This is a genomic window from Arthrobacter sp. NPDC058192 (assembly GCF_042883665.1).
Classification (GTDB): Bacteria; Actinomycetota; Actinomycetes; order Actinomycetales; family Micrococcaceae; genus Arthrobacter.
Genome location: NZ_JBHVVJ010000007.1, coordinates 54,968 through 80,021, shown reverse-complemented (window position 1 = coordinate 80,021; position 25,054 = coordinate 54,968). Strand labels below are relative to the sequence as shown.

At 66.4% G+C, this 25,054-nt stretch carries 21 protein-coding genes; 11 read left to right on the top strand and 10 right to left on the bottom strand.

The genetic code is table 11. The features are described from left to right. Positions 1-17: 17 nt before the first annotated feature. Together ACFVVK_RS09055 and araB are read right to left on the bottom strand one after the other, a co-directional pair. Positions 18-728 (bottom strand): L-ribulose-5-phosphate 4-epimerase, encoded by a 711-nt coding sequence (locus ACFVVK_RS09055; RefSeq protein WP_390266090.1) that lies wholly within the window; start codon positions 726-728, stop codon positions 18-20. Further along, positions 725-2,473, bottom strand: coding sequence for a ribulokinase (araB, locus tag ACFVVK_RS09050; protein WP_390266089.1), 1,749 nt, complete (start codon positions 2,471-2,473; stop codon positions 725-727). The genes ACFVVK_RS09055 and araB overlap by 4 nt, the downstream gene beginning before the upstream one ends. A 278-nt stretch (positions 2,474-2,751) precedes the next feature. Here araB and chvE point away from each other — a divergent pair, with 278 nt between their 5' ends. From chvE to mmsB, 3 genes are all read left to right on the top strand, one after another. Continuing rightward, on the top strand, positions 2,752-3,900 hold the full coding sequence (gene chvE / locus ACFVVK_RS09045; protein ID WP_390266088.1) for a multiple monosaccharide ABC transporter substrate-binding protein: 1,149 nt from the start codon (positions 2,752-2,754) through the stop codon (positions 3,898-3,900). Positions 3,901-4,007: 107 nt separating this feature from the next. After that, positions 4,008-5,537 (top strand): multiple monosaccharide ABC transporter ATP-binding protein, encoded by a 1,530-nt coding sequence (gene mmsA / locus ACFVVK_RS09040; protein WP_390266087.1) that lies wholly within the window; start codon positions 4,008-4,010, stop codon positions 5,535-5,537. Between the two features lie 5 nt (positions 5,538-5,542). Beyond that, positions 5,543-6,823, top strand: a complete 1,281-nt coding sequence (gene mmsB / locus ACFVVK_RS09035; RefSeq protein ID WP_390266086.1) for a multiple monosaccharide ABC transporter permease — start codon at positions 5,543-5,545, stop codon at positions 6,821-6,823. Positions 6,824-6,920: 97 nt separating this feature from the next. Here the strand turns inward: mmsB and ACFVVK_RS09030 are convergent, their stop codons facing one another. Beyond that, positions 6,921-7,613, bottom strand: a complete 693-nt coding sequence (locus ACFVVK_RS09030; RefSeq protein ID WP_390266085.1) for a GntR family transcriptional regulator — start codon at positions 7,611-7,613, stop codon at positions 6,921-6,923. A gap of 106 nt (positions 7,614-7,719) precedes the next feature. Here ACFVVK_RS09030 and ACFVVK_RS09025 point away from each other — a divergent pair, with 106 nt between their 5' ends. From ACFVVK_RS09025 to ACFVVK_RS08995, 7 genes are all read left to right on the top strand, one after another. Further along, the gene (locus ACFVVK_RS09025; protein ID WP_390266084.1) at positions 7,720-8,478 is read left to right on the top strand and encodes a LamB/YcsF family protein; all 759 of its coding nucleotides are present in this window, start codon (positions 7,720-7,722) and stop codon (positions 8,476-8,478) included. A gap of 81 nt (positions 8,479-8,559) precedes the next feature. Beyond that, positions 8,560-9,897: an MFS transporter gene (locus ACFVVK_RS09020; protein WP_390266083.1), complete on the top strand. Its 1,338-nt coding sequence runs from the start codon at positions 8,560-8,562 to the stop codon at positions 9,895-9,897. A 46-nt stretch (positions 9,898-9,943) separates the two neighbouring features. Further along, a complete protein-coding gene (locus tag ACFVVK_RS09015; RefSeq protein ID WP_390266186.1) occupies positions 9,944-11,638 on the top strand; it encodes a 5-oxoprolinase/urea amidolyase family protein in 1,695 nt (564 codons plus the stop codon). Next, the gene (locus ACFVVK_RS09010) at positions 11,638-13,413 is read left to right on the top strand and encodes a biotin carboxylase N-terminal domain-containing protein (protein WP_390266082.1); all 1,776 of its coding nucleotides are present in this window, start codon (positions 11,638-11,640) and stop codon (positions 13,411-13,413) included. Before ACFVVK_RS09015 ends, ACFVVK_RS09010 begins: the two co-directional genes overlap by 1 nt. Before the next feature lie 119 nt (positions 13,414-13,532). Continuing rightward, entirely contained in the window at positions 13,533-14,123 is a 591-nt protein-coding gene (locus ACFVVK_RS09005) for a molybdopterin-dependent oxidoreductase (protein WP_390266081.1), read from the top strand. Beyond that, positions 14,074-14,871: a ferredoxin reductase gene (locus ACFVVK_RS09000; RefSeq protein WP_390266080.1), complete on the top strand. Its 798-nt coding sequence runs from the start codon at positions 14,074-14,076 to the stop codon at positions 14,869-14,871. Before ACFVVK_RS09005 ends, ACFVVK_RS09000 begins: the two co-directional genes overlap by 50 nt. Beyond that, on the top strand, positions 14,868-15,194 hold the full coding sequence (locus ACFVVK_RS08995) for a DUF6510 family protein (protein ID WP_390266079.1): 327 nt from the start codon (positions 14,868-14,870) through the stop codon (positions 15,192-15,194). The genes ACFVVK_RS09000 and ACFVVK_RS08995 overlap by 4 nt, the downstream gene beginning before the upstream one ends. A gap of 114 nt (positions 15,195-15,308) precedes the next feature. Here the strand turns inward: ACFVVK_RS08995 and ACFVVK_RS08990 are convergent, their stop codons facing one another. Then, on the bottom strand, positions 15,309-15,836 hold the full coding sequence (locus ACFVVK_RS08990) for a DUF4188 domain-containing protein (protein WP_390266078.1): 528 nt from the start codon (positions 15,834-15,836) through the stop codon (positions 15,309-15,311). Positions 15,837-15,899: 63 nt separating this feature from the next. On the opposite strand from ACFVVK_RS08990, the gene ACFVVK_RS08985 reads away from it, so the two are divergent. Beyond that, positions 15,900-16,520, top strand: coding sequence for a TetR/AcrR family transcriptional regulator (locus ACFVVK_RS08985; RefSeq protein WP_390266077.1), 621 nt, complete (start codon positions 15,900-15,902; stop codon positions 16,518-16,520). Positions 16,521-16,647: 127 nt separating this feature from the next. On the opposite strand, the gene galK is transcribed toward ACFVVK_RS08985, so the two are convergent. The 6 genes from galK to ACFVVK_RS08955 all read right to left on the bottom strand — a co-directional run bounded on the left by galK (position 16,648) and on the right by ACFVVK_RS08955 (position 24,931). Then, positions 16,648-17,820 (bottom strand): galactokinase, encoded by a 1,173-nt coding sequence (gene galK, locus ACFVVK_RS08980; RefSeq protein WP_390266076.1) that lies wholly within the window; start codon positions 17,818-17,820, stop codon positions 16,648-16,650. Beyond that, positions 17,817-18,968, bottom strand: coding sequence for a galactose-1-phosphate uridylyltransferase (gene galT / locus ACFVVK_RS08975; RefSeq protein ID WP_390266075.1), 1,152 nt, complete (start codon positions 18,966-18,968; stop codon positions 17,817-17,819). The genes galK and galT overlap by 4 nt, the downstream gene beginning before the upstream one ends. A 282-nt stretch (positions 18,969-19,250) precedes the next feature. Beyond that, a complete protein-coding gene (locus ACFVVK_RS08970; protein WP_390266074.1) occupies positions 19,251-21,455 on the bottom strand; it encodes an alpha-galactosidase in 2,205 nt (734 codons plus the stop codon). Between the two features lie 169 nt (positions 21,456-21,624). Next, complete coding sequence (locus ACFVVK_RS08965; RefSeq protein ID WP_390266073.1) at positions 21,625-22,980, bottom strand: ABC transporter substrate-binding protein; 1,356 nt, start codon at positions 22,978-22,980, stop codon at positions 21,625-21,627. 69 nt (positions 22,981-23,049) lie between these two features. Then, a complete protein-coding gene (locus tag ACFVVK_RS08960; RefSeq protein ID WP_390266072.1) occupies positions 23,050-23,976 on the bottom strand; it encodes a carbohydrate ABC transporter permease in 927 nt (308 codons plus the stop codon). Between the two features lie 10 nt (positions 23,977-23,986). Continuing rightward, positions 23,987-24,931 (bottom strand): carbohydrate ABC transporter permease, encoded by a 945-nt coding sequence (locus ACFVVK_RS08955; protein ID WP_390266071.1) that lies wholly within the window; start codon positions 24,929-24,931, stop codon positions 23,987-23,989. Positions 24,932-25,054 lie beyond the last annotated feature (123 nt).

Here is a 25,054-nt window from a genome sequence, read left to right as displayed (position 1 = left end):
GTGGAAGATTCGGCGGCCTAGCGGCCGTAGACGTTTTGGTAGCGGTCGTAAAGCGACTCGATCTGGCCCGGGTCGATGGGCAGCGGCTCGCCGAGCTGCCGCGAGACGTGGACCGTCCGGGCCACTTCCTCGCACATCACGGCCGCCTTCACGGCCGAGCGGGCGTCCTTGCCGATGGTGAAGGGGCCGTGGTTCTGCATCAGAACGGCCGGGGAATTCGAGTTCCGGAGCGTTTCGACGATTCCCTTGCCGATCGAGTCGTCTCCGATCAATGCGAACGGGCCCGTGGGGATGGGTCCGCCGAATTCGTCGCCCATCATGGTGAGCACGCACGGAATGTCTTCCCCGCGCGCAGCCCAGGCGGTGGCGTAGGTGGAGTGGGTGTGCACCACGCCGCCGACGTCGGGCATGTTCCGGTAGACGTAGGCGTGCGCGGCCGTGTCAGAAGAGGGGCTCAGGGCCGGATTGCCCCACTCAATAATGTCCCCGCCTCCGCCGTTAGAGGCCGCGCTGACCGGGATTCCGTACAGGTCGGTGACCACCATGAGATCGGGGGTCAAGTCGTCATAGGACACCCCGGAGGGCTTGATGACCATGAGGTCGTAGCCGGGGACGCGGCCCGAGACGTTGCCGGCCGTCCAGACCACCAGCCCGTAGCGGGTCAGCTCGGCATGCAGGTCGCAGACCTCGCGGCGGATGCGCTCAATCGATTCGAGCAGCGTGCTCATGCGGAGACTCCCTCGAGGGCGGCGGTGCGTGTGTGGTGTGCACTGCGCTGGATGGCTTTGAGCCGGTGCATCACGTCATTGCCGCCCCGGCCGAAGTAGTCGTGCAGTGCCCGGTACTCCTGGAAGAGCGCCTCGTACGCGGCCACGTTCTCCGGGATCGGGGTGTACACCTCGCCCGGGGCGGCGCCCATGGCTTCGGCGGCAGCACGGATTTCCGGGTAGGCGCCGGCAGCGACGGCGGCGTGGATGGCCGAACCAAGGGCGGGACCCTGCGTGGAGCCGATGGTGGAGAGCTGCAGCCCGGTGACGTCCGCGTAGATCTGCATCAGCAGCCTGTTCTTCAGAAGGCCGCCGGCGGCAATGAATTCCGTCACCGGCACCCCGGAGTCGCGGAAGGCGTCAACGATGGTGCGGGTGCCGAAGGCCGTGGCCTCCAGCAGCGCCCGGTAGGTGTCCTCGGGCTTGGTCGCAAGGGTCTGGCCCACGACGATTCCGGACAGTTCGTGGTCCACCAGCACCGACCGGTTGCCCGAGTGCCAGTCCAGGGCAAGAAGTCCGTGTTCGCCGATGGCCTGGGCGGAGGCCAGTTCGGTGAGGTATTCGTGGACGCCCTGCCCGGCCGCGGCGGCGGCCTGATGGTAGGCGGGCGGCAAGCCGTTCTTGATGAACCAGCCGAAGATGTCGCCGACGCCGCTCTGCCCGGCTTCATAGCCCCAAAGTCCGTCGACGATTCCGCCGTCCACCGCACCGCACATGCCGGGGACTTCCTGCAGTTCGGCGCCGTTCAGAACGTGGCAGGTGGAGGTGCCCATGATGGCCACGAGCTGGCCGGGCTCCACGGCCTTCGCCGCGGGGGCCGTGACGTGGGCGTCGACATTGCCGACCGCCACCGCGATGCCCTCGGGCAGACCGGTCCAGGCCGCGGCTTCGGCCGTCAGGCGGCCGGCGGCGTCGCCGAGCCGGCCGATGGTGTGCTCCAGCTTCGTGCTGACGAAATCCTCGAAGTCCGGGTTGAGGGCGGCGAGAAACTCCTCCGAGGGGTAGCGGCCGTCCTGGTAGATGCCCTTGTACCCCGCTGTGCAGGCGTTGCGGACATAGTTGCCGCACAGCTGCCAGACGATCCAGTCGGCCGCCTCCACCCAGCGGTCCATGGCCGCGTAGGTCTCCGGGTCTTCCTCGAGCAGCTGCAGGCCCTTGGCGAACTCCCATTCCGAGGAGATGAGCCCGCCGTAGCGCGGCAGCCAGCTTTCGCCGCGTTCCGCGGCCAGGGCATTGATGCGGTCCGCCTGCGGCTGCGCGGCGTGGTGGCGCCACAGCTTCACGTAGGCGTGCGGGCGGTCAGCGAAGCCGGGCACCTCGTTCAGTGGAGTACCGTCGGCTTTGACCGGCACCATGGTGCACGCCGTGAAGTCGGTACCAATGCCGACGACGGCGGCCGGGTCGATCCCCGCGTCGGCGATCGCCGCCGGGACAGCGTGCCGGAGCACGTCCCGGTAGTCGTTGGGCACCTGAAGCCCCCAATCCCCGGGAAGGCGGGCGGCTGTTCCGTCCGCGACGCCCGCCACCCCGGCAGGAAGGGCGTCGGTGACCACGGCGTGCGGGTAGTCGAACACCCCGCTGCCGAGTTCCTTGCCGTCACGGACGCGGACCACCACGGCCCGCCCGGAAAGCGTGCCGTAGTCCACGCCGATGACGTAGCTGTCAGTGCCGGGGTCGAAGTCGACGGCATGGTTTGCATCTGCCATGAAACTGCCTCCATCCGGGAGGCGTCGGCCTCATTACCGGGGTTGTAGGGAAAGATCAGTCCAATTGTGAACGCTAACAAAACGGAAGTCAATGCCCCGCCGCCTGCCCCGCCTCGGCCCGGAGCCAGCTCCGGCTCGCTCTCCGACCTGCCTGGCAGGACGACGAAAAAAAGCTCTTGTTAGCGTTCACAATTGCGCTTATATTGGTACGAACACATCACCAATGTGCCGACGGTCAGGAAGCATAGACGCTACTCGGCCCAACAACACTCGCGGCAATGTTGCCGCGGAAGGAGCAGATCGTGCGAATCAAGAAACTCCTCGGCGCGTTCGTCGTCGCCCTCACGCTGGCGGCGGGGGCCACCGGTTGCGGTGCCCGGGGTGCCGCCAGCGAACCTAGCGGAACGGCCAACCCCAGCGACTCGCTGGTGGGAATCTCCATGCCGACCCAGACCTCCGAACGGTGGATCGCGGACGGCAAGAACGTCTCCGAGTCCCTGGCGAAGCTCGGCTACAAAACGGACCTGCAGTACGCCAATGACGACATCCCCACCCAGGTGTCCCAGATCGAAAACATGCTGACCAAGGGCGCCAAGGCCCTCGTTATCGCCGCGATCGACGGAACCACCCTGACCGATGTCCTCGCCAAGGCCAAGGAGCAGAACGTCAAAGTCATCGCCTATGACCGCCTCATCAACGGCACGCCCAACGTGGACTATTACACGACCTTCGACAACTACACCGTGGGCGTCCAGCAGGCGACCTCGCTCCTGACCGGGCTGGGCCTGATCGATGCCAGCGGAAAGAAGGTGGAGGGCAAGGGACCCTTCAACATTGAACTGTTCGCCGGGAGCCCGGATGACAACAATGCCAACTTCTTCTGGACCGGGGCCATGGACACCCTCAAGCCCTACCTGGATGCCGGAACGCTGAAGGTTCCCAGCGGCCAGACCAAGTTCGAGCAGGCCGCCATCCTGCGCTGGCAGGCCCCCGTGGCCCAGAAGCGCATGGAAGACATCCTCACAGCCGCCTACAGCTCCGGCACCAAGCTGCACGGTGTCCTGTCCCCGTACGACGGGCTGTCGATCGGCATCATCTCGGCCCTGACCAGCACCGGCGGCTATGCCAAGGGAAGCTTGCCGGTGGTCACCGGCCAGGACGCAGAAAAGGGTTCAGTCAAGTCCATCGTCGCCGGCGAGCAGTACTCCACGATCTTCAAGGACACCCGCCAGCTCGGCTCGCAGGCAGTCAAGATGGTCGACGCCGTCCTGAAGGGCCAGGAGCCGGAGGTCAATGACTCCAAGACCTACGACAACAAGGTCAAGGTCGTCCCGGCCTACCTGCTCAAGTCCGTGATTGTCACGGCGGACAACTACCAGAAGGAACTCATCGACTCCGGGTACTACACCGCAGCCGACGTCAAGTAGCCAACCCCGAGGGGTTGTGGCCGGGCGTCCGGCGCGGCCACAACCCCTCCCGCAAGCCCCTGCAGCCGCAGGAAAGCCCAGCTTCGACCAGTCAGCGGGAATTGACGATGAATACACCCATTCTTCAAATGCGAGGAATCACCAAGACCTTCCCCGGCGTGAAGGCCCTCCAGGACGTCATGCTGGATGTGAACCGCGGCGAGGTGCACGCCATTTGCGGTGAAAACGGCGCCGGAAAATCCACCCTCATGAAAGTGCTGTCGGGCGTCTACCCGCACAGCTCGTTTGAGGGAGACATCCTCTTCGAAAATGAACCGTGCGACTTCTCCAGCATCTCGGACAGTGAGAAGCGCGGCATTGTGATCATCCACCAGGAACTGGCGCTGAGTCCCTTCCTGTCCATCGCCGAAAACATCTACCTCGGCAACGAACAGGCCAAGAACGGCTGGGTGGACTGGCGGAAGACCAACCTCGAAGCGAGCAAGCTGCTGGCCCGGGTGGGCCTCAGCGAGAACCCCGTCACCCCCGTCCAGCACATCAGCGTCGGCAAGCAGCAACTGGTGGAAATCGCCAAGGCACTCTCCAAAGAGGTCAAGCTGCTGATCCTGGACGAGCCCACCGCCGCGCTCAATGACGAGGACTCCGGCCACCTGCTGGACCTGATCCTCCACCTGAAGGGGCAGGGCGTCACCAGCATCATCATCAGCCACAAACTGAACGAAATCCGCAAGGTTGCGGACGCCGTCACCATCATCCGCGACGGCAAGACCATCGAGACTCTCCGGCTGGACGAGGGCCAGATCACCCAGGAACGCATCATCCGCGGCATGGTGGGCCGGGACCTTGAAAGCCTGTATCCGGACCGTGACCCCAACATCGGCGAGGAGGTCCTCCGGATCGAGGACTGGTCAGTGCGGCACCCGCAGGACCACACCCGGATGGTCGTCAACAACGCCAGTCTCAATGTCCGCAAGGGCGAAGTGGTGGGACTCGCCGGCCTGATGGGTGCCGGCCGGACAGAGCTCGCCATGAGCGTCTTCGGCCGGACCTACGGCACCGCAACCTCGGGGAAGGTCTTTAAATACGGCAAGGAAATCAACACAGGCACCGTCGCAGGGGCCATCAAGCACGGCATCGCGTATGCCACCGAGGACCGCAAGCATTACGGCTTGAACCTCATCGAGGACATCAAGCGGAACATCTCCATGGCCGCGCTCCGCAAACTGGTCAAGGGCGGCTGGGTGGACAAGAACGAAGAGACCCTCGTTGCCAACGGCTACCGGAAGAGCATGAACATCAAGGCTCCTTCGGTGGCAGCCGTCACCGGCAAGCTCTCCGGCGGGAACCAGCAGAAGGTCGTGCTCAGCAAATGGATGTTCTCCGATCCGGACGTCCTCATCCTCGATGAACCCACCCGCGGGATCGACGTCGGCGCCAAGTTCGAGATCTACACGATCATCGCCAAGCTCGCGGCCGAAGGAAAAGCCGTCATCGTGATCTCCTCGGAGCTCCCCGAGCTCCTCGGGATCTGCGACCGCATCTACACCCTGTCCGCCGGCCACGTCACCGGCGAAGTGCCCATCGCAGAAGCATCCCAGGAATCCCTCATGCACTACATGACCCAAGAGAAGGAATAGCGAACATGTCCGCCCTACGAGAATCCCTCGGCTTCCTGACAAGCCGCCTCCGCCAGGTTGGCATCTTCGTCGCCCTGATCCTGATCGTCCTGCTGTTCCAAGGACTCACCGGCGGAATCCTGCTGGAACCGCAGAACGTCACCAACCTCGTTGTCCAGAACAGCTACATCCTCATCCTCGCCATCGGCATGGTGATGGTCATCATCGCCGGCCACATCGACCTTTCCGTGGGGTCCGTCGCCGGCTTCGTCGGAGCCATTGCCGGCGTCATGATCGTTCATTGGGGCTGGCCCTGGTGGCTCGCCATCCCGGCCTGCCTGCTGGTCGGCGCCCTGGTCGGCGCCTGGCAGGGTTACTGGATTGCCCACGTCGGCATCCCTGCCTTCATCGTTACCCTCGCCGGCATGCTGATCTTCCGCGGACTAACCCTGATCGTGCTCAAGAACCAGCAGATCACCCCCTTTCCCGCCGAACTGCGGGCCTTGGGCGGAGGCTTCCTCCCGGACATCTCGGGGGGCACCTCGGTGCTGGAGTGGCTCACCGTCATCCTCGGCGTGGGGGCAACCCTTGCCCTCCTGATCCAGGCGGTCAAGGAGCGGCGGATCCGCAAGAAGTTCGACCTTGAAAGCGAACCCACGGTCTGGTTCGTCGTCAAGACCGCCTTCATCGCGCTGCTCATGCTGACCATCACCTTCCTGCTCGCCTCCTACCGGGGCACGCCGGTCGTCCTGATCGTGCTTGCCGTCCTGGTGATCGTGTACACGGCCCTCATGAACAACAGCGTCTTCGGCCGGCACACCTACGCCATCGGCGGCAACCTCCACGCCGCCGAACTCTCCGGCATCAAGACCAAGGCAGTCACCTTTAGGCTCTTCGTCAACATGGGCGTCCTCGCGGCCCTCGCTGGCCTCGTTTTCACGGCCCGGCTCAACTCAGCACAGCCCGCCGGCGGCACCGGCTTCGAACTGGATGCCATCGCGGCGGCGTTCATTGGCGGCGCCGCGGTCACGGGCGGCATCGGAACCGTGGCGGGCGCCATGGTCGGCGGCCTCATCATGGGCGTCCTGAACAACGGCATGTCGATCCTCGGGCTCGGCACCGACTACCAGCAACTCATCAAGGGCCTGGTGCTCCTCCTGGCCGTTGCTTTCGACATCTTCAACAAGAACCGCAGCGGCGGGGAAAGCATCCTCGGGAAGCAGTTCAAGCGCAAGACCACGCCTCCGCCCGTCCCGGAGAAGACCACGCCCGCCCAGAGCGAAACCGTGGGCGCGAATACCAAATAATCCGTCCGATGCCATAACGCTCGGCACCGTCCAGACTGGACGGTGCCGAGCTTTTTTGGGTGCCGAGCGGGGGACAGCAAGCTAGTGCGGTCCGCGCTCAGTCCCCGTGCACGGCTGCCTGGCGCTCCTCTGAACGGTTCAGGTAGGACAGCAGAAGCTCGCCTGCCCGGTCCAGCTCCCCGGCTTCCAAGGCCTCGCAAATTTCCTCATTGTCCGGCAGGTACCCCCGGTAGAAATGCGCATCCAGGGTGGCCTTGTGGAAGAAGAGCCGCATCTCGGCCAGGACCTGGGCCATGATCGTGTCCAGCCGCCTGCTCTCTGCCAGGGCCACGATCGCGCCGTGGAAATGCTGGTTGGCGCTGCCCAGGCCCTCCTCGTCATCGGCGGCCGCCGCGGCTTTGCCCTCTTCGATTGCCGCGCGGACCGCTGCGATGCGCTCCGCGCTGCCGCCCCCGCGTATGGAGCTCACTTCGATGGCGCGGCGCACGGTGTAGACGTCGCGGATATCGCCGGGGCCCAGTCTTGCCACAAACACGCCGCGGTTGGGAAGGCGGACCACCAGCCGCTCGGCCGCCAGTTCGGCGAACGCTTCGCGCACCGTGTTACGGGAAACCCCGAGGTCCTCCGCGATGGTCGACTCGGTCAGCCGTGCTCCCGGCAGCAGAATGCCCTCCGCCAGTTGCAGGCGCAGTTCGGCTGCCACCCGGTCCGCGACGGGCGGAACGGCCACCCGCAGCCGGGCCGCAGCTGCGCTCAGGGTGGAGCCGGCAACTGCATCGGAAGTCGTCATACTGCCGAATTTACACGATCGTCGCATTGTGGGATCGAAGAATTGTTGAACAATCCGTCGGAATGATGCATCCTTGAAGGGGGCTATCATGAGACGAGGATCACAAATGGCAACCATTGACCTGAACAGCGACGTCGGCGAGTCATTCGGCCGCTGGACGTTGGGCGATGACACCGCGATGTTCCGCTCGGTGTCCAGCGCGAACGTGGCCTGCGGATTCCACGCTGGCGATCCCAGCGTCATCCGCCGGACCTGCCGCGAGGCGGTTGCCGCCGGCGTCGTGATCGGCGCGCACGTCGGCTACCGCGACCTCGCCGGATTCGGCCGCCGCTTCGTGGACATCGATCCGGGCGAACTGGCGGACGATGTCGTCTACCAGATCGGCGCGCTGCAGGCGCTGGCCGCCGCAGAAGGCGGTCAGGTCCAGTACGTCAAGCCGCACGGTGGCCTCTACAACGCGATCGTCGCGCACACCGCACAGGCGCAGGCCGTCGTCGACGCCGTGAAATCGGTGGATCCGACCCTGCCGATCCTGGGCCTGCCGGGCTCGGAAGTGCTGCGGCTGGCCGAGGCCGCCGGACTCCGGGCCGTCACCGAGGCTTTCGCGGACCGGGCCTACAACCCGGACGGCACGCTGGTCTCCCGCACCCTGCCGGGAGCGGTCCTGCACGACCCCCAGGAGGTCGCGGAGCATGTGCTCCGGATGGCCACCGACTCCGCCGTCCGCACCATCGACGGCTCCGTCCTCAAAATCCGCGCCGAAAGCATTTGCGTCCACGGCGACTCCCCGGGGGCTGTCGCCATGGCCACCGCCGTGCGCGAGGCGCTGACCGGTGCCGGGATCGCTACCGCCGCGTTCGTCTGAGACGCCTCACAGCGCATCCACTCCGCATCAACCGCATCACGCCAAGCAACAGGGCAGCACCCGCACACCTGGAGGAAAACCATGACCACACCGCAGCAGGCCACCCCGGCCGCCGGCAAGAGGAAGCTGCCGCCCGGGGCCCTCAAGGCCTACGTCGCGAGCCTCACCGGCACCTCGCTGGAGTACTACGACTTCGCGATCTACTCCGTGGCCTCGGCCCTGGTGTTCCCGAAAGTGTTCTTCCCCGGCAACGACGAATACATCGGGCTGCTGCTGTCCTTCTCGACCTTCGCGGTGGGCTACCTCGCCCGTCCCATTGGCGGTGTGATCTTCGGCCGGCTCGGTGACAAAATTGGCCGCAAGCACGTCCTTGTGACCACCCTGCTGCTGATCGGCATCGCAACCGTGCTGATCGGCGCGCTTCCGGGCTACGCCACCATCGGCCTGGCCGCTCCCACCATCCTTGTGCTGCTGCGCCTGGCCCAGGGCATCGGCGTCGGCGGCGAATGGGGCGGCGCCGTCCTGCTCTCCAGCGAGTTCGGTGACGCCAGGAAGCGCGGCTTCTGGTCCTCCGCCGCGCAGATCGGTCCGCCCGCCGGCAACCTGATGGCCAACGGCGTCCTGGCCATCCTCGCCGCGACACTGAGCAACGAAGACTTCCTTTCCTGGGGCTGGCGCGTCGCCTTCCTCGCCTCGGCCTTCCTGGTGGGCTTCGGTCTGCTAATCCGGCTGAAGCTGGAGGAAACCCCAATTTTCAAGGCCATCCAGGCCCACGGCGAACAGCCCAAGGCCCCCATCAAGGAGGTCTTCACCAAGGAACCGCGCGCCCTCGTGTCCGCCGCCCTCTCCCGCGTCGGCCCGGATGTGCTGTACTCCCTGCTCACCGTCTTCATGGCCGTCTACGCCACCAAGGAACTGGGCATGACTGCCAGCAACGTCCTCAGCGCGATACTGATCGGCTCGGCCTTCCAGCTGGTCCTGATCCCCGCGGCCGGCGCCCTCACGGACCGTATCAACCGCCGCCTCGTATACGGCATCGCCGCCGTGGGAACCGCCGTCTATATCCCGCTGTTCTTCGTCATGATCCAGGACAAGTCGGTCATCACGCTGACCATCGGCATCGTGATCGGACTGGCGTTCCACGCCTTCATGTACGGCCCGCAGGCCGCCTACATCACCGAGCAGTTCCCGGCCCGGCTGCGCTACGCCGGCAGTTCGCTGGCTTACACCCTCGCCGGTGTAATCGGCGGCGCCATCGCACCATTGGTCTTCACCGCCCTTTTCGCCGCCAGTGGCGACTGGTTCCTGATCGCCGGTTATCTCGCGGTCGCCTCAATCGTGACGGTGATCGGACTGGCCATCGGGCGCAACCCGCAGACCGCCGAAGAAGATCGGCTCCTGCAGGATGCCAGCGCCTAGGCAGCGCCGATCTTCTCCTACGGCACAATGATTGAGGCAACCCGTGATTGAGACAGCAGGGGAAACCCCGGCAGCAACTGAGCACACCAAGCACAAGGTCCGTTCCGTGCGGGCCGTGGGAACGCGCGCGGTCCTTGCCGAGCTCTCCGGCACCGAGGACGTCCTTGCCCTGCAGGCATTGCTCATCGAAAGGCCGCTGCCGGGGCAGCAGGACATCCTGGCCGCGGCCGAGACCGTCCTGGTCAAGGCCGATTCCCCGGCCTCGGCCCGGCGCATCGCCGCCGGGCTGCTGCAGCTCGACCTCACTGCCCGCGTGCAGCGCGACGGTGAGCTGGTGGTCATCGACACCGTGTACGACGGCGAGGACCTCGCCGAAGTCGGGCGGCTCACCGGCCTCGGGCCCGACGGCGTGATCGCAGCCCATTCAGGGCAGGTCTGGACCGTGGCCTTCGCCGGCTTCGCGCCGGGGTTCGGTTACATGGTGGGGGAGAACCAGCAGCTCGAAGTGCCGCGCCGCAGCTCGCCCCGCACCGCCGTCCCCGCGGGCTCGGTGGCCCTGGCCGGCAACTACTCGGCCGTGTATCCGCGCCGGTCCCCGGGCGGCTGGCAGCTGATCGGGCACACCAACGCCAAAATGTGGGACCTGGACAGGGAGCAGCCCGCCCTGGCCGCCCCCGGACACCGCGTGCAGTTCCGCCCCGTCCGGGACACCGTCACATTGGCGCCGGAGCCGGCCGCGGAGAATTCCGTCACCGCGGGCATAACCGGGCGGGACGTCACTGCAGGGCTCCGCATCGTGTCGCCGGGCCTGCAGAGCCTCGTCGAGGACCTGGGCCGGCACGGCCACTCCGGCTTGGGCGTCTCCGCGGCCGGCGCCCTGGACCGGGCCTCGCTGCGCCGGGCCAACCGCCTCGTCGGGAACGCGCCGTCGGCCGCCGTCATCGAGACCGTCGCCGGCGGACTCAAGGTCCAGGCCGTGGGGGACAAGGTCCTCGCCGTCGCCGGGGCGCCGTCGGCATTGGACATCGCGTCAAAGCCTGACGAGAACGGCGAATCCTGGCACCGAACCGTGCCGGTGGCCGCCCCTTTCGCGCTGCTCGACGGCGAAATCCTCAGCTTCGGCGCCCCGGAGCGCGGCTTCCGCAGCTATCTTGCAGTCCGCGGCGGCGTGGATGCCGCCCCGGTGCTGGGCAGCCGCTCCAGGGACACCATGTCAGGGATCGGCCCGGCGCCCCTGGCCGCCGGGCAGGTCCTTGTCGCCGGCGGGGAAGCCGAGTCCGGCGTCGTAGGGAATCCTGAACTGCAGCCGGAGTACCCGGACGCCGGGGTGACCGTCCTCGACGTCGTGCCCGGTCCCCGCGCCGACTGGTTCGACCAGGCGGCACTGGACTCCTTCGCCGCTCAGGAGTGGGGCGTGCTGCCGCAGTCCAACCGGGTCGGCATGCGGCTGGACGGGAACCCGCTGCGGCGCACCCGCCAAGGCGAGCTGCCCAGCGAGGGCACGGTCGCCGGTGCCCTGCAGGTCCCGCCCGAGGGCCTGCCCGTGCTCTTCCTGGCCGACCATCCGATCACCGGCGGCTACCCGGTGATTGCCGTGGTGGTCGACTCCCAGCTGGACCTCGCCGCGCAGGTCCCCATCGGCGGACGGATCCGGTTCCGCTGGGCCGAATCCGCCACCGGCGGGCACCCCGCCACCGAATCCGACGCCAAGTCCGACACCGAAGAAGAAGCGAGTAACTGATGCGCAAGGTCCTGATCGCCAACCGTGGAGAAATCGCGGTCCGCATAGCCCGGGCCTGCGATGACGCGCAGCTGGCATCCGTGGCGGTGTACGCCGACATCGACGCCGACGCCCTGCACGTCTCCGCCGCGGATGAGGCCTTCAGCCTGCAGGGCAACTCGCCCGCGGACACCTACCTGAACATCCCGAAGCTCCTCGCCGCGGCGGCCAAGTCCGGCGCGGACGCCGTCCACCCCGGCTACGGGTTCCTTTCCGAGAACGCGGACTTCGCCCAGGCCGTCCTCGACGCCGGGCTGACCTGGATCGGCCCCAGCCCCGACGCCATCCGGCTGCTCGGGAACAAGATCACCGCCCGCGACGCGGCCGTCCGGGCCGGCGCGCCGCTGGTTGCCGGCAGCGACGGCCCCGTGGCCACGGCCGCCGAGGCGCGCGCCTTCGCCGAACAGCACGGACTGCCGATCGCCATCAAGGCTGCCTTCGGCGGCGGGGGACGCGGCATGAAAGTGGTCCGGGTCCTCGACGAGGTCGAGGAAGCCTTCGACTCCGCGGTCCGGGAAGCCGTCGCTGCCTTCGGCCGCGGTGAATGCTTCGTGGAACGCTACCTGGACCGGCCCCGCCACGTGGAGGCGCAGGTCCTCGCGGATTGGCACGGCAACGTCGTGGTGGTCGGAACCCGGGACTGCTCCCTGCAGCGCCGGCACCAGAAACTCCTCGAGGAGGCGCCCGCGCCGTTCCTGAGCGACGAGCAGACCAAGCTGATCTACGACGCCGCCAAGGCAGTCTGCCGCGAAGCCGGCTACTCCGGCGCCGGCACCGTGGAATTTTTGGTCGCGGCCGACGGCACCGTGGCCTTCCTTGAAGTGAACACCCGCCTCCAGGTGGAGCATCCCATCACCGAGGAAACCACCGGCGTCGACCTCGTCCAGGAGCAGTTCAGGATTGCCGCCGGCGAGACGTTGCGGCTTGCCGGCGACCCGGTGCCGCGGGGGCACGCCTTTGAATTCCGGCTCAACGCCGAGGACGTGGGCCGCGGTTTCCTGCCCTCGCCCGGCACGATTGGCGAGTTCACCGGACCCACTGGGCCGGGCATCCGGCTGGACACCGGGGTCCGCTCCGGTTCCTTCGTGGCGCCGCAGTTCGACTCCCTGCTCGCCAAGCTGATCGTCACCGGCGCGGACCGCCAGCATGCGCTGCGCCGCGCCCGGCGCGCCCTCGCCGAAATGCACATCACCGGGGTGGCCACCGTGCTGCCCTTCCACCGGGCCGTGCTGGAGTCCCCGGACTTCACCTCCGAGGACGGTCTGGGCATCCACACCCGCTGGATCGAAACCGACTTCGCGGAGAGCATCCCCGCCGACCCGGACTACAGCACCACCGCGCCCGACGGCGAACGCCGCACCATCACGGTCGACGTCGACGGCCGCCGGCTCGCCGTCGGACTGCCGGCCGACCTTCTGGACGGCTGGGCCCGTTCCGGCCGGGCGCTGCCAGGAGGCCCGGTACCTTCGGGTGTCAGCGTGACTGGAGCGTCCGACGGCGGCGCTGCCGCCGGTAGTGCCGACCCGGCCGAACTGCGCGCCGACATGGCCGGAACCGTGGTGAAGTGGCTGGTGGAGCCGGGCACTGAGGTCTCGGCCGGGGACCCGGTGCTTGTCCTCGAAGCCATGAAGATGGAAACCCAGGTCCCCGCGCACCGCAGCGGCACCGTCACGGACGTACGCACGGAAGCCGGGGGAGTGGTCGCGGCCGGGGCGGTGCTGGCGCTGATCGGCTAGCTTCTTGGAGGGCCGGCCGGCCCGTCTGGGTAATACACCTAGACCACGACCAGACGTTGCCCTATGGTTGGGGCATCAACGGTCGTTGGCCGGGTGGAGCTCCACCCGGGAGGTGCATCATGGGTATCATTTCATCCGGTTTCCGTGGACGGCGGTCCGAGAATCCCGCCCTGCCTCCCGGGCAGCATGAAACACAGGACTTTCCCGTCCTCACCGCCGGTCCTGCTCCGCTTATCCCCATTGACGAATGGGAGTTTTTCATCACCACGGGGAACGGCCTGCGGCTCTCCTGGTCCTGGAACGAATTCATGGCCTTGCCGCAGGAGAAAATCACTCAGGACATTCACTGCGTGACCAGTTGGTCAAAACTGGGAACGGTATGGCGTGGAGTTTCATTGGACACGCTCTTTGAAAACGTCGAAACGACCAGCGACTTCGCCACCGCGCATTCCTTCGGCGGTTACACAACCAATGTTCCGCTGTGGGATCTCTTGGGCGGCAAGGCCTGGGTGGTGTGGGAATTCGATGGAGAACCGCTTGCACGGGCCCACGGCGGACCGGCACGGCTTCTGGTGCCGCATTTGTATTTCTGGAAAAGCGCGAAATGGATCCACGGCGTGGAACTGACACGGGAAGACGTACCCGGTTTCTGGGAATCGAATGGCTACCACCTTCACGGCAATCCCTGGCGCGAGGAGCGGTACTCGTGAGGCACGTGCCGTGAGCACCGCATGGCATGTCGCTGAAGTGGTAGCCGGGGTCGAGGAAAACGCCACGGCCCGGACCCTTCGGCTGCGCGTGGACGGCTTGATGGGACATCTGGCCGGCCAGCACATTGACATCCGCCTCACCGCCGACGACGGGTACACCGCGATCCGTTCGTACTCGGTGGCATCCGCAGGCTCGGATGAGCATCTGGAAATCACCGTTGACGAGCTGCCCGACGGCGAAGTGTCCCCGTACCTTGTCCGGGACCTGGCCGTCGGGGATCGGTTGGAAATCCGGGGGCCTGTGGGCGGCTGGTTTGTCTGGCGGCCGAGCAGTGGGAACCGGGTGCAGCTGATTGGGGGAGGGTCGGGTGTGGTGCCACTGATGTCGATGATCCGCGCCCATCAGGCCTCCACGAACGCGTCCCCTTTCAAATTGCTTTATTCCCTCAGATCGCCCGAGACCTCGCTTTACCGGGACGAGCTAGGCCGCTTGGATCAGGAATCAGCCAAGTTGATGGTCGACTACGTCTATACGCGTTCGACGCCGGAAGGCTGGCCGGTCCCGCCGGCACGCCTTACGTCGGACACCCTGTTGGGCAAGATCTTCCCAGCTGAGGAGAATCCGGATGTGTTTGTCTGCGGCCAAACGGTTTTCGTGGAGACCGTTGCGGACTGGCTTGTGATGGCCGGCTATTCGCCGGGCTCGATAAAGACCGAACGATTTGGCGGGACGGGGGGTCTCCGATGAACGGCGCCGACGACTTCGCTGCCCCCGAAGATCAGGACATTGCAGCATCAGCCCACGACCCGATCCCGCACGTGGACGGCAACGCCACAGCCGGCGCCCTGTCCGAAGTGTTCCGCATCGACATCATCGCAGCGCTCGGACGCTGCAGGCATTGCGGCTCAGTCAGGGCATTCGGCGAGGCCATGGTCTTCACCGACGCACCCGGCATCGTGGTGCGATGCCGCGACTGCCAGGGCGTGCTGCTGAGATTGGTGGAAACACCAACCCACTATTGGTTAGACCTGAGCGGCCTCAGCTACCTGGAGATCGACCGCGAGGAGTAGGCCACAGGGAGCCATGGCGTCGCGCGACTCAGGGCCACTGCCCCGCCGGCCCTTGAGAACGCCGATATGCAGATTCCGTCAAGCAATGGTTGGGCTGGATTGGAGCGCAAACGCTCAGTGTCCTGCCGCTCCGGGAAGAACATCCGGTGAAGCAGCCGGCCCGGAGAAGCGCCCCATCCGCTGCTTCGCTGTGTGCGTGCCCGCGCCGACCGGGACTTGGGCGGTGGCTTTGGCGAGCCCGAACAGTGGCATCCCGCTGTAGACGGTCTCAATCCCGGCTGCGGGCACCTGGTAGGTCTCGTGCCAGATGCCGATGTCTCCGGTTCCAGAGAGTTCTTTCATGAAGCGGCGCCAGGGTTCCAGATGGGGAGCGTCCCGGTCGGCGGCGAACTTCCGCAGGTGTTCAGGGCTTTCCCAGTAGCTGACCAGCATGGTGGTGCGCCCAAACCATTGTTCAAAGCCGAGCATGCCTGCGGCAGGATCGCTTGCCAGATGGCGAAGGATGCGGGGCATCGCCCCGGCGACCTGGGCCACCTTGCCGGCCTTCCACCATCGGTTTGCCCGCATGCCGATCAGGAACACAGTCACAGAGTCCGTGCCGGGGTCCGCGGTGTACCGGCCGGGATAGATGTATTGCCCCATCACATACGCCTCCATCTAAAGCCAAATTCGTTTGATAACGCTGTTATGAAACAATGTTATGGAATGATGGTATTTATGGCAAGACCCGTGGTGCACACCAGTACGTTGCGTGATGAACTCCTGGCAGTGACGGCCGACTTGGTTGACCGGAACGGTCCGGCCAGGGTGACCGTGCGGGACGTGGCTGCAGCTGCGGGGACATCAACCACGGCGGTTTACTCCCTTTTTGGAGGCAAATCCGAGCTTCTCACCGCAGTGGTGGACGATGGTTTTCGTTCGTTTGGCGGCTCACAGGCAGCAGCGCTGAGCGGCGGACTGCGCGGGTTGGGCATCGCGTACCGGAGTTGGGCGCTGAGTCATCCGGCGCTCTACCGGTTGATGTTCGGCGGCTCACTGGCCGCCTTAACCGATTGCCAGCCAAGTCCGGAGGTCGCCACCGATGCCATGGGGCCACTCAAAGATGCAGTCACAGCCGCACAGTCAGCAGGCAGCCCATCGGCAGCCGCAGTGGAAATAGTCGCGGCAGCAATATGGGGCCAGGTTCACGGCCTAGTGAGTCTGGAGCTGGCGCACGTGGGCCCGCCCGGCGTCGATTGGGATGCAGCTTACGACGCCGCCCTGGACGCAGTGGCCCGCAGTTGGACCCCACCGGCGCCACCCAGCCCGGAAAAGAGCAGTCAGTAATGGAGCAGGGCATAAGCAGACACGCGCCTGCCCTGCCTGCAGTGACAGTCTGCCTGTGTATGCCGCGTACTCGAAGCTCATAGTGCGGCGGCAGCGGTGTGGCCGCTGCCGCCGGCAAACCAGGGTTTCATCGGATGCGCTCCGCTCCCGCTGCCGGCGTGACGGTGAAGATGTCCGGCCGGGTGAACCCTGCGTCAGCAAATGCGCGGACGACGGCGTCGCGGACATGCTGCTCGTCCTGCACCGGGGTAAGGGCGATCGCCGAACCGCCGAAGCCGCCGCCGGTCATCCGGGCGCCGATGGCGCCGTGGGCACGGGCCGTGTCCACGGCGAGGTCGAGCTCGGGGCAGGAGATCTCGAAATCGTCGCGCATGGAGGCGTGGCTGTCATCGAGGAGGCTGCCGATGTGCGCCGGTCCCCGCGTCTGCAGGACATTCACGGTCTGCAGCACGCGGTCGTTTTCGGTGACGATGTGGCGGGTGCGCCGGAACGTCGTGGCATCGAGGAGCCCGCTGGCCTCCTGGAGGTCCGCGACGGAGACGTCCCGTAGGGCTTTTACGCCCATGAGTTCGGCGCCGACCTCGCACGATGCGCGGCGGGAGGCGTAGCCGCCGTCGGCATGCGAATGTTCCACTTTTGTGTCGATGACCAGCAGGACGAGCCCGGCTTCGAGGGCCTGGAACGGCACGAGTTCCACGGATTGGTCGCGGCAGTCAAGGAAGACGGCGTGGCCGGTGGCGCCGCGCAGCGAGGCCGACTGGTCCATGATGCCGGTCGGCGCTCCGACGAAGGCGTTTTCCGCGTGCTGGGTCAGCAGGACCATTTCCTCGGCCGAAAGCCCTGCGCCGGTGAGTTCGTTCAGGGCGGTGACGACGGCGCATTCAATCGCGTGCGAGGAGGACAGCCCGGCGCCGAGTGGGACGTCCGAATCGAGGAGGAGGTCGAAGCCGGGGACCCCGATGCCGTGCTGCTGCAGCGCCCAGACCACTCCGAGGGGATATTTGGCCCAGCCGGTGACGGTGCCCGGCGCGAGGGCGCCGGTGTCGGCCTCAACGAGTCCCTGGTCTCCGAACGTGGACAGCAGCCGGACGGCGGAGTCGCCGCGGAGCCGGACGGCGGTTCTGGCCCGGTTGTCGATCGCGAAGGGCAGGACGAAGCCCTCGTTGTAGTCGGTGTGCTCACCGATCAGGTTCACCCGGCCGGGGGCGGCCCAGACGCCGTGCGGTGGTGCGCCGAAGGCCGCCTCGAAGCGGTCAGCCAGGGTGCCGGGCCCGGCGTCGGTGCGTGCTGGCGTTTTCATGCGGGGGTGCCTTCCGGGGTCAAGGTGGGGCGGGTTGCGAGGCCAGCTGGCTGGGCAGCCACTTCGCGCAGCCGGGCCGCGACGGACTCGGGGGTGGTGTCGTTGATGAAGGCACCCATGGCGGCCTCGGATCCGGCAAGATACTTCAGCTTGTCCGCTGCGCGGCGCGGAGACGTCAGCTGCAGGTGCAGGTGACCGGCCCGGCGCATGGCCGGCTCCAGCGGAGCCTGGTGCCAGGCTGCGATGTAGGGGGTCGGCGTCGGATACAGGGCGTCAAAGCGCTTGAGAAGTTCGGGGTACAGCTCCGCCAGCTCGTCGCGCTCGGCTCCGTCCAGGGCGGCGAGATCCGGGACCTGGCGGTGCGGGACGAGATGGACTTCCAGGGGCCAGCGTGCCGCGAACGGGACGTAGGCGCTGAAGTGTTCGCCCTCGAGGACCATGCGGCTGCCGTCGCTGCGTTCGGCCTGGAGCAGGGAGGAGGTGAGCGTTGCCGTGCCGTCCGTCGAGGTGGCGAACTCGCCGGCTGCGGCGGCCAGCACCGCGGCGCGCGGTGTCACGTAGGGATAGGCGTAGATCTGCCCGTGCGGGTGGTGCAGGGTGACGCCGATGTCTGCGCCCCGGTTTTCGAACGGGAAGACCTGCCGGATGCCGGGCAGAGCACTCAGCGCCTGCGTCCGGTGGGCCCAGGCGTCAATCACGGTGCGGGTCCGGCGCCAGCCCAGTTCGGAGAAGGATCCGGTGTGCTGCGGGGTGAACGCTACCACTTCGCACCGGCCTGCGGCGGGTGCTGTCGTCCCCCAGACCGGCGTCGCCGGAATCTCGTGGGCGTCAGGGCCGAGCGAGGGGAAGCGGTTTTCAAAGACGGCCACGTCGTAGTCGGGGGCCGGGATCTCGGTCTGGTTGGCCGGCGTCGTCGGGCAGATCGGGCACTGGTCCGCCGGTGGCAGGTGGGTGCGCGACTGCCGGTGCGCGGCGACGGCCACCCAATCCCGGCTCAGCGCATCGAAGCGCAGCTCGCCGGGCTCGGGGCGAGTGGGCAGATCCCGGTGGTCCACCAGGGATTCTGCGGGCCGCTCGGCGGACTCTGCGTCGTCAAAGTAGATGATCTCCCGGCCGTCGGCGAGCTGGGTCATGGTGGTTCGCGTCATGGTTCCCTTTGTACACGAAAACACATTTTCAAACAATCCGGCACATAAAGAAACAACGTTTTTGTTGCGTCTGGCGCGTCCGAACGTGTCCGCCGGCTTCGACTGGCAAGCACCACGGCGGCAGCCGACAAGACCGGGCAGACGAAACAACGCCGCACCCCGGTCCAGTGGTGTCTGGATCCGCGGAATGAGGACAGGGCGGAGCGGTGCCTGCCCGCCGTTCCCTCTACCCGCAAGAGTGGGGAACGGCGGGGCAGGCTGCGGTGTCGTCGTTTCCGGCGCCTAGAGGGCCGTGAACTTCAGTACCACGGCGTGTTCCGGATTGAGGATGGGCATGGGCAGGCCCACTTCGGCCAGGAAGCGTCCGCCAGCCTCGGCCCCGTCGGCCAGCCAAGCCGGGGGACGGACCTGGGTGAATGTGTGGGCATAGTCCGCGTCGCCGGGTGCCGGGAAGACTGCGTCCACCCGGTAGCGGCGCTCAGATTCCAGCCCGGGGATCGTGATCCGGCCCGTCTGTTCAGCGAGAGAGGTGCCCGTGCGGACCAGGGCAAACAGAGCCGCCGTCGTGCCCTTTTCTGCCGGGCGGGGGGAGACCACGCCATGGAGGAGGAGCGAGCGGTCGGCGATATCCGCCCGGACCATGGGCCCGGAGTGGATGAGGTTGCGGTGCTCCTTGTACAGGGCGATGAACCGTTTGAGTTCCTCACGCTCGGCGCCCCGGACCTCCCGGACGTCCCATTCCATGCCGAAGTGGCCGAACAGTGCCGTGATGGCCCGGAAGGACAGATCGTGGGTGCGGGCGGTGGTGTGTGACGTGGTGGGGCCGACGTGTCCACCCACGAGCTCCGGCGGGACCACGATGCCGGTCCAGCGCTGGATGGTCTGGCGTTCCAGGGCGTCGTTGCAGTCGGAGGCCCAGATGCGGTCGGTGCGTTCGAGGATGCCAAGGTCCACTCGGCCGCCGCCGGAGGAGCAGCTTTCAATCTCGACGCCGGGGTGGGCCTTGCGGAGTTCGTCGAACAGGCGGTAGGCGGCGAGGGTCTGCTCGTGGACCGAGGATCGGCCGGCGTGGCCGTGCTCGGTGAGATCGCGGTTCTGGTCCCACTTGAGGTAGCTGATGTTGTTCTCGCGCAGCAGGGCGTCGATGCGGTCATAGATGTACTGCCAGGCGGCGGGGTTGACCAGGTCGATGACGTGCTGGTTCCGCCACTCCAGCGGCAGCCGGCCACCGTCCTTGTAGCTCTGGACCGAGGGGCCCGCGATCCACTCCGGGTGCGCCCGGACGACGTCGGAGTCCAGGTTGACCATTTCCGGTTCCACCCAGAGCCCGAACTCCATCCCGCGGGATGTTACGGCGTCGATCAGCGGCGTGAGCCCGCTGGGCCAGAGGGACTCGTCCACGTACCAGTCGCCCAGGCCCGCGTGGTCGTCGCGGCGTCCCCGGAACCAGCCGTCGTCGAGCACGAAACGTTCCACGCCGAGATCGGCGGCGGAATCCGCCAGCTCGATGAGGGTGGGCAGATCGTGGTTGAAGTAGACCGCTTCCCAGGTGTTGAGCACCACCGGGCGGGGCTTGCCGGCACCTGCGTTGCCGGCCCCGGCGGCTGACGCGGCCGGGAGCACGTGGTGCGGGCGGGACCGGAACCAGCTGTAGAACGCTTCGCTGATGCCGTCCAGGCCGCGCTCGGAGTAGGCGGCGAAGAGTGCCGGTGTGGTGTAGCTGCCGCCCGGCTGGAGGATGACTTCGGCGGGGCCGAGGAGTTCGGAACCGCCGATCATGGTGCGGCCGTCGCCAATGGTGTCCGCGAACTGTTCGTGGTTTCCGCTCCAGGCCAGGTGGGTGGCCCAGACCTTGCCCTGGCGGTTGCCGAAGCCGGCGGTGCCGGCCGCGAACAGCAGCGAGGAGTCGTGTCCGGTGCGGCCGTGCCGCCCGGTGCGGACCCAGGTGCCCTGCTGGAGGGGGCGGCGCTGCGGGTGGCGTTCGCGGCACCAGCGTCCGGTGAGGTCCAGGAGTTCGACGGCGTCCGGCGCCACCGGGAGCACTGTTGCCAGCTCATCGAGCTGGTATGCCGTGGCGCCGTCATTGGTCACGCTGTGCCGGAGCTCCAGCAGGCCGCCCTCATGAAGTTCCAGGGTGGACTCCACGGTGATGCCGGAGTCGGGGTCGCTGTGGACGATGACGGCGGAGTTTCCCCGGGCGCTGGCTGTCACGACGCGGAGGCGGGGGGAGAAGTCCAGGCCGGAGCCGGCGTCGGTGATGCGGTGGCCGCGGAGGGCGGGACGGCCCCGCCAGCTGGACGAGGCCTGCGGCAGGAGGCCGGCGGGCACGGTCGCGTCAATGGCCGAGTGGGGAATCGGTTCGCCGAGGATGGCCAGGTCCGGCAGGGTCTCGCCAAGGTCCGCGCCCCAGTGGATGACCTCGGCCTCCCCGCTCTCGAAGTTAATCACCAGGCTGGTACCGGCGGAACGGAGGTGCAGGAGGTCCATGTGGGGTCTCTTTCAGTAATGGTGTGCGTACGGTGACGCGGAAACGGTGGTGCTGCCGGTGGAAAGGCGGTGCCGGCTTCGTCCGGATGCCGCCGTCGCGAGGAGGAAGCGGCGGCATCCGGCCCGGGTGGCTGCGGGCACATCCGCAGCCACGGCTTTTGGGAGTGCCCTACTTGAACAGGCTGTTGACCTGCTCGTTGGCCTGGGTCAGGGAGCTGGCGGGAGCCTTGCCGGACACCACGGCGTCCATGGCGGGCTCCATGATGCCCTTGACCTTGGCGGTGTTGTCGGTGATGGGGTACAGGAACGTGGTCTTGTTCTTGACGTGCTCGGTGAATGCCGTGGGGTCAATACCCTTGGCCTTGAACGCTGCGGCGGCTTTGTCGGAGGAGGCCTTGAGTGCCGGGAAGACAACCGCCTTGGAAGCGACGACGTCCTGGCAGGCGGCCGAGGCGAGGTACTCGACCCACTTGATGGAAGCGGCGGGGTTCTTGGTGCCGGCCCAGATGGAGTCGGCGAGTCCGTTGAACGTGCTGGCGCGCTTGCCTTCCGGTCCCACAGGGGTGGGGGCGATGCCCACCTTGACGTTCTTGTAGCCCGTGTACTGGCCGATCATCCACGATCCGTGGGCGTTGATGGCGGACTTCCCGGCTGCGAAGGTATCGGCCATGCTCGCGCCGACGGTGGTCTCCAGCTTGGGCATGTAGCCCTTTTTGACCAACCCGGCAAACCAGTCGATGGAGGCCTGGAACTTGGGGTCATCGTAGTTATAGTGCGTGCCCCACGGGTTCTTGTCCGTGTGGGACCAGCCTGTGGTGTTGGTGAAGTAGCTCCACTCCGTCTGGCCTGAGGAGTCACCGCCACCGTTGAGCCCGAGGCCGTAGACGGCAACGTTGTTCTTGTCGAAGCCGGCCTCATCTCCGCGCTTGCCGTTCTTATCCACCGTCAGGTGGGCGATGACTTTCTCGTAGGTTCCGCCGTCCTGCGGGTTCCAGGTGAGGTTCTTCATCTGGTCCTCGGAGATGCCGGCGTCGCTGAGCATCGTCTTGTTGTAGAACAGGGCGATCGTGTCCCAGTCCTTGGGCAGGCCGTAGCGCTTGCCGTCCTGGCCCACCCAGAGGTCGGCGAGGCCCTCGTTGTAGGCAGTCAGGTCCACGTTGTCCTTCTTAACTGCCTCATCAATGGGCAGGAGCTGCTTGTTCTTGGCGAGCTCACCGTAGCGCCCGAGGTGGTCGGTGAAGACGTCGGGGGCCGTACCGCCGACAAAGCCGTTGGTAAGTGTGCTCCAGTAGTCGTCCCAGCCGCGCTGGGTGATCTTGACTGTGATGTCCGGGTTGGCCTTGGTGAAATCGTCAGCGCACTGCTGGTAGGCGGGGAGTTGGTTGGCATCCCAGAGCCAGTAGTTGATTTCGCCCTTGGCCTCGGCGGATGTGGCGGAGGATCCGCCGCCACAGGCGGACAGCGAAAGGGCGATGGCTGCGGCGGCAGCGACGGCGGCTGCGGCAGTGCTTATGGGCTTCTTCATGATGGACCTTTCTTCGTTGGTGCACGGGGGTGCCGGGAGCGGCTGGTTAGGAGATTCTTGGTGAGGGACCTACTTGATGCCGGAGAATCCGATGGAGTTCACGATCTTCTTGCCGAAGGCGGCGAAGAGGATGAGCACCGGCAGGGCCGAAATCAGGGTGGCGGCCATGAGGCCGGACCAGTCGGGTGCTCCCTGGGGAGACTGGGACTTGAAGACGCCGAGCCCCACCTGCAGGACCCGTACGTCGTTTTGGGAACCGACCAGCAGCGGCCAAAAGTACTCGTTCCACTGGCCGATGAAAGTCAGCAGGGCAAGCGTCGCAATGGGTGCCGCGGCGTTGGGCAGAACGATCTGGAAGAAGATGCGCAGGTGCTTTGCGCCGTCCAGCATGGCTGCCTCTTCGACTTCGCGGGACATGTTCAGGAAGAACTGCCGGAGGAAGAAGATCGCGAAGGGGGTCATGAACACGTAGGGCAGGACCATTCCAAGCATGGTGTTGAGTAGGTCTAGGTTCTTGATCAGCAGGAAGTTGGGCAGGGCCGTGAAGATCGGCGGGACCAGCATGGTGCCCAGGAACAGGCTGAAGACCGCGTTGCGGCCCTTCCAGCGCAGCCGGGCGAAGGCGTAGGCGGCCATCGCGCTGAAGAACACGGCCCCGGCGGTGGTGATCGAGGAGAAGATGATCGAGTTGCGCAGGTACAGCCAGAAGTTGATCGCGGCCCCGGATCCTCCTTCCGCGACGGCCTCGGCAGGGCTTTGCAGGCCGAGGACGCGCTTGAAGGCGCCCAGAGTGAAGTCCGCCGGAAGCAGGCTGCCCGATTGGGAGGCCAGCGCTCCGTTGGTGGACAAGGCTGTGCGGAGGACCCAGAGGAACGGCAGCACTGAGACGGCGATTGCCAGGGCCAGGAGAATCCAGGCGCCCGCGCGGCGGGCGTTGAAGGGCCGGCGGCGGGCGGCGGCCGGCTGCGGTGCGCGGCTGGTGGTGGAGGTGGTCATGCGGGACTCCTTAGTCCAGGTCCGACTCGTTGCCCTTGAGGAACTTCATCTGAATGAAGGCCACCAGGGCGAGGATGAGGAAGAGAATGACGGCGATGGCGGATCCGTAGCCGAAGTCGGACTCCGTGAAGGCCCGCTGGTAGATGTAGTACTGGATGACGCGGGTCGCGTTGACCGGTCCGCCCTGGGTGGTCACCGCCACGCTGTCGAAGATCTGGAACGAACCGATCACCGTCACCACGAGCACCAGGACCAGGACCGGCCGGAGCAGCGGCAGCGTAATCTTGCGGAAGGTCTGGAACGCTGAGGCGCCGTCGAGTTTGGCCACCTCGTAGAGGTGCTGCGGGATGGCCTGCAGGCCGGCGAAGAGCAGCAGGCCGGTGTAGCCCATGTGGCGCCACGTGTTGACCAGGGCCTGGGTGGGGATGGCCCACTCCTCGCTGCCAAAGAAGGCGACGCGTGGCAGCCCGGCCCATTCGATGAACTGGTTCACGACGCCGATCTGGTAATCGAGCATCCAGAACCAGAGCAGGGCGGCGATCACATTCGACATCAGGTACGGCAGGAGCAGCGCGCCGCGGACCAGGGTGGACTTTGCCACCCTGTTCATCAGGAGGGCCAGGCCGAGTGCCAGGGCCGTCTGGAGGGCGATGTTGATCAGGACGTACTGGCCGGTGACGGCCAGGGAGTTCCAGAACAGCGGATCCTTGGCGATCGCCACGTAGTTGTCGAAACCCACCCACTCGGGGTCGCCAAGGATGTTGTACTCCGTGAAGCTCAAGTAGATGCCGCGGACGGTGGGCACCACGTAGAAGACAACGAACCCGATCATCGCGGGCAGGATGAACAACAACGCGATCCTCAGGTCGCCCAGGCCCTCCCGCCGGCGCTTCCTGATGGGATTCAGCGGCTCTTTGCCCCGGGCCGGGGCGCTGTTTTTGGTAAGGGTGGTCATCGTCGACCCTTCCTGAAGTGTGATCCGACTAACAATCGCCATCGAATCTACACGCGTAGATATGCCACCGCAACCCCCTTCCCTTGTATTGCGGCCGCATATCCCGGCTCTTGACCTTGGTAT

Bases quoted from the DNA above. Each gene is read 5' to 3' on its own strand.
- ACFVVK_RS09025 (WP_390266084.1), top strand. From the start codon at position 7,720: ATGGCAACCATTGACCTGAACAGCGACGTCGGCGAGTCATTCGGCCGC.
- ACFVVK_RS09000 (WP_390266080.1), top strand. From the start codon at position 14,074: ATGGCTACCACCTTCACGGCAATCCCTGGCGCGAGGAGCGGTACTCGT.
- ACFVVK_RS08990 (WP_390266078.1), bottom strand. From the start codon at position 15,836: ATGGGGCAATACATCTATCCCGGCCGGTACACCGCGGACCCCGGCACG.
- ACFVVK_RS09020 (WP_390266083.1), top strand. From the start codon at position 8,560: ATGACCACACCGCAGCAGGCCACCCCGGCCGCCGGCAAGAGGAAGCTG.
- galK (WP_390266076.1), bottom strand. From the start codon at position 17,820: ATGAAAACGCCAGCACGCACCGACGCCGGGCCCGGCACCCTGGCTGAC.
- ACFVVK_RS09030 (WP_390266085.1), bottom strand. From the start codon at position 7,613: ATGACGACTTCCGATGCAGTTGCCGGCTCCACCCTGAGCGCAGCTGCG.
- ACFVVK_RS08995 (WP_390266079.1), top strand. From the start codon at position 14,868: ATGAACGGCGCCGACGACTTCGCTGCCCCCGAAGATCAGGACATTGCA.
- ACFVVK_RS09010 (WP_390266082.1), top strand. From the start codon at position 11,638: ATGCGCAAGGTCCTGATCGCCAACCGTGGAGAAATCGCGGTCCGCATA.
- mmsA (WP_390266087.1), top strand. From the start codon at position 4,008: ATGAATACACCCATTCTTCAAATGCGAGGAATCACCAAGACCTTCCCC.
- ACFVVK_RS09055 (WP_390266090.1), bottom strand. From the start codon at position 728: ATGAGCACGCTGCTCGAATCGATTGAGCGCATCCGCCGCGAGGTCTGC.
- galT (WP_390266075.1), bottom strand. From the start codon at position 18,968: ATGACGCGAACCACCATGACCCAGCTCGCCGACGGCCGGGAGATCATC.
- ACFVVK_RS08960 (WP_390266072.1), bottom strand. From the start codon at position 23,976: ATGACCACCTCCACCACCAGCCGCGCACCGCAGCCGGCCGCCGCCCGC.
- ACFVVK_RS08985 (WP_390266077.1), top strand. From the start codon at position 15,900: ATGATGGTATTTATGGCAAGACCCGTGGTGCACACCAGTACGTTGCGT.
- ACFVVK_RS08965 (WP_390266073.1), bottom strand. From the start codon at position 22,980: ATGAAGAAGCCCATAAGCACTGCCGCAGCCGCCGTCGCTGCCGCCGCA.
- chvE (WP_390266088.1), top strand. From the start codon at position 2,752: ATGTTGCCGCGGAAGGAGCAGATCGTGCGAATCAAGAAACTCCTCGGC.
- araB (WP_390266089.1), bottom strand. From the start codon at position 2,473: ATGGCAGATGCAAACCATGCCGTCGACTTCGACCCCGGCACTGACAGC.
- ACFVVK_RS08955 (WP_390266071.1), bottom strand. From the start codon at position 24,931: ATGACCACCCTTACCAAAAACAGCGCCCCGGCCCGGGGCAAAGAGCCG.
- ACFVVK_RS09005 (WP_390266081.1), top strand. From the start codon at position 13,533: ATGGGTATCATTTCATCCGGTTTCCGTGGACGGCGGTCCGAGAATCCC.
- ACFVVK_RS08970 (WP_390266074.1), bottom strand. From the start codon at position 21,455: ATGGACCTCCTGCACCTCCGTTCCGCCGGTACCAGCCTGGTGATTAAC.
- mmsB (WP_390266086.1), top strand. From the start codon at position 5,543: ATGTCCGCCCTACGAGAATCCCTCGGCTTCCTGACAAGCCGCCTCCGC.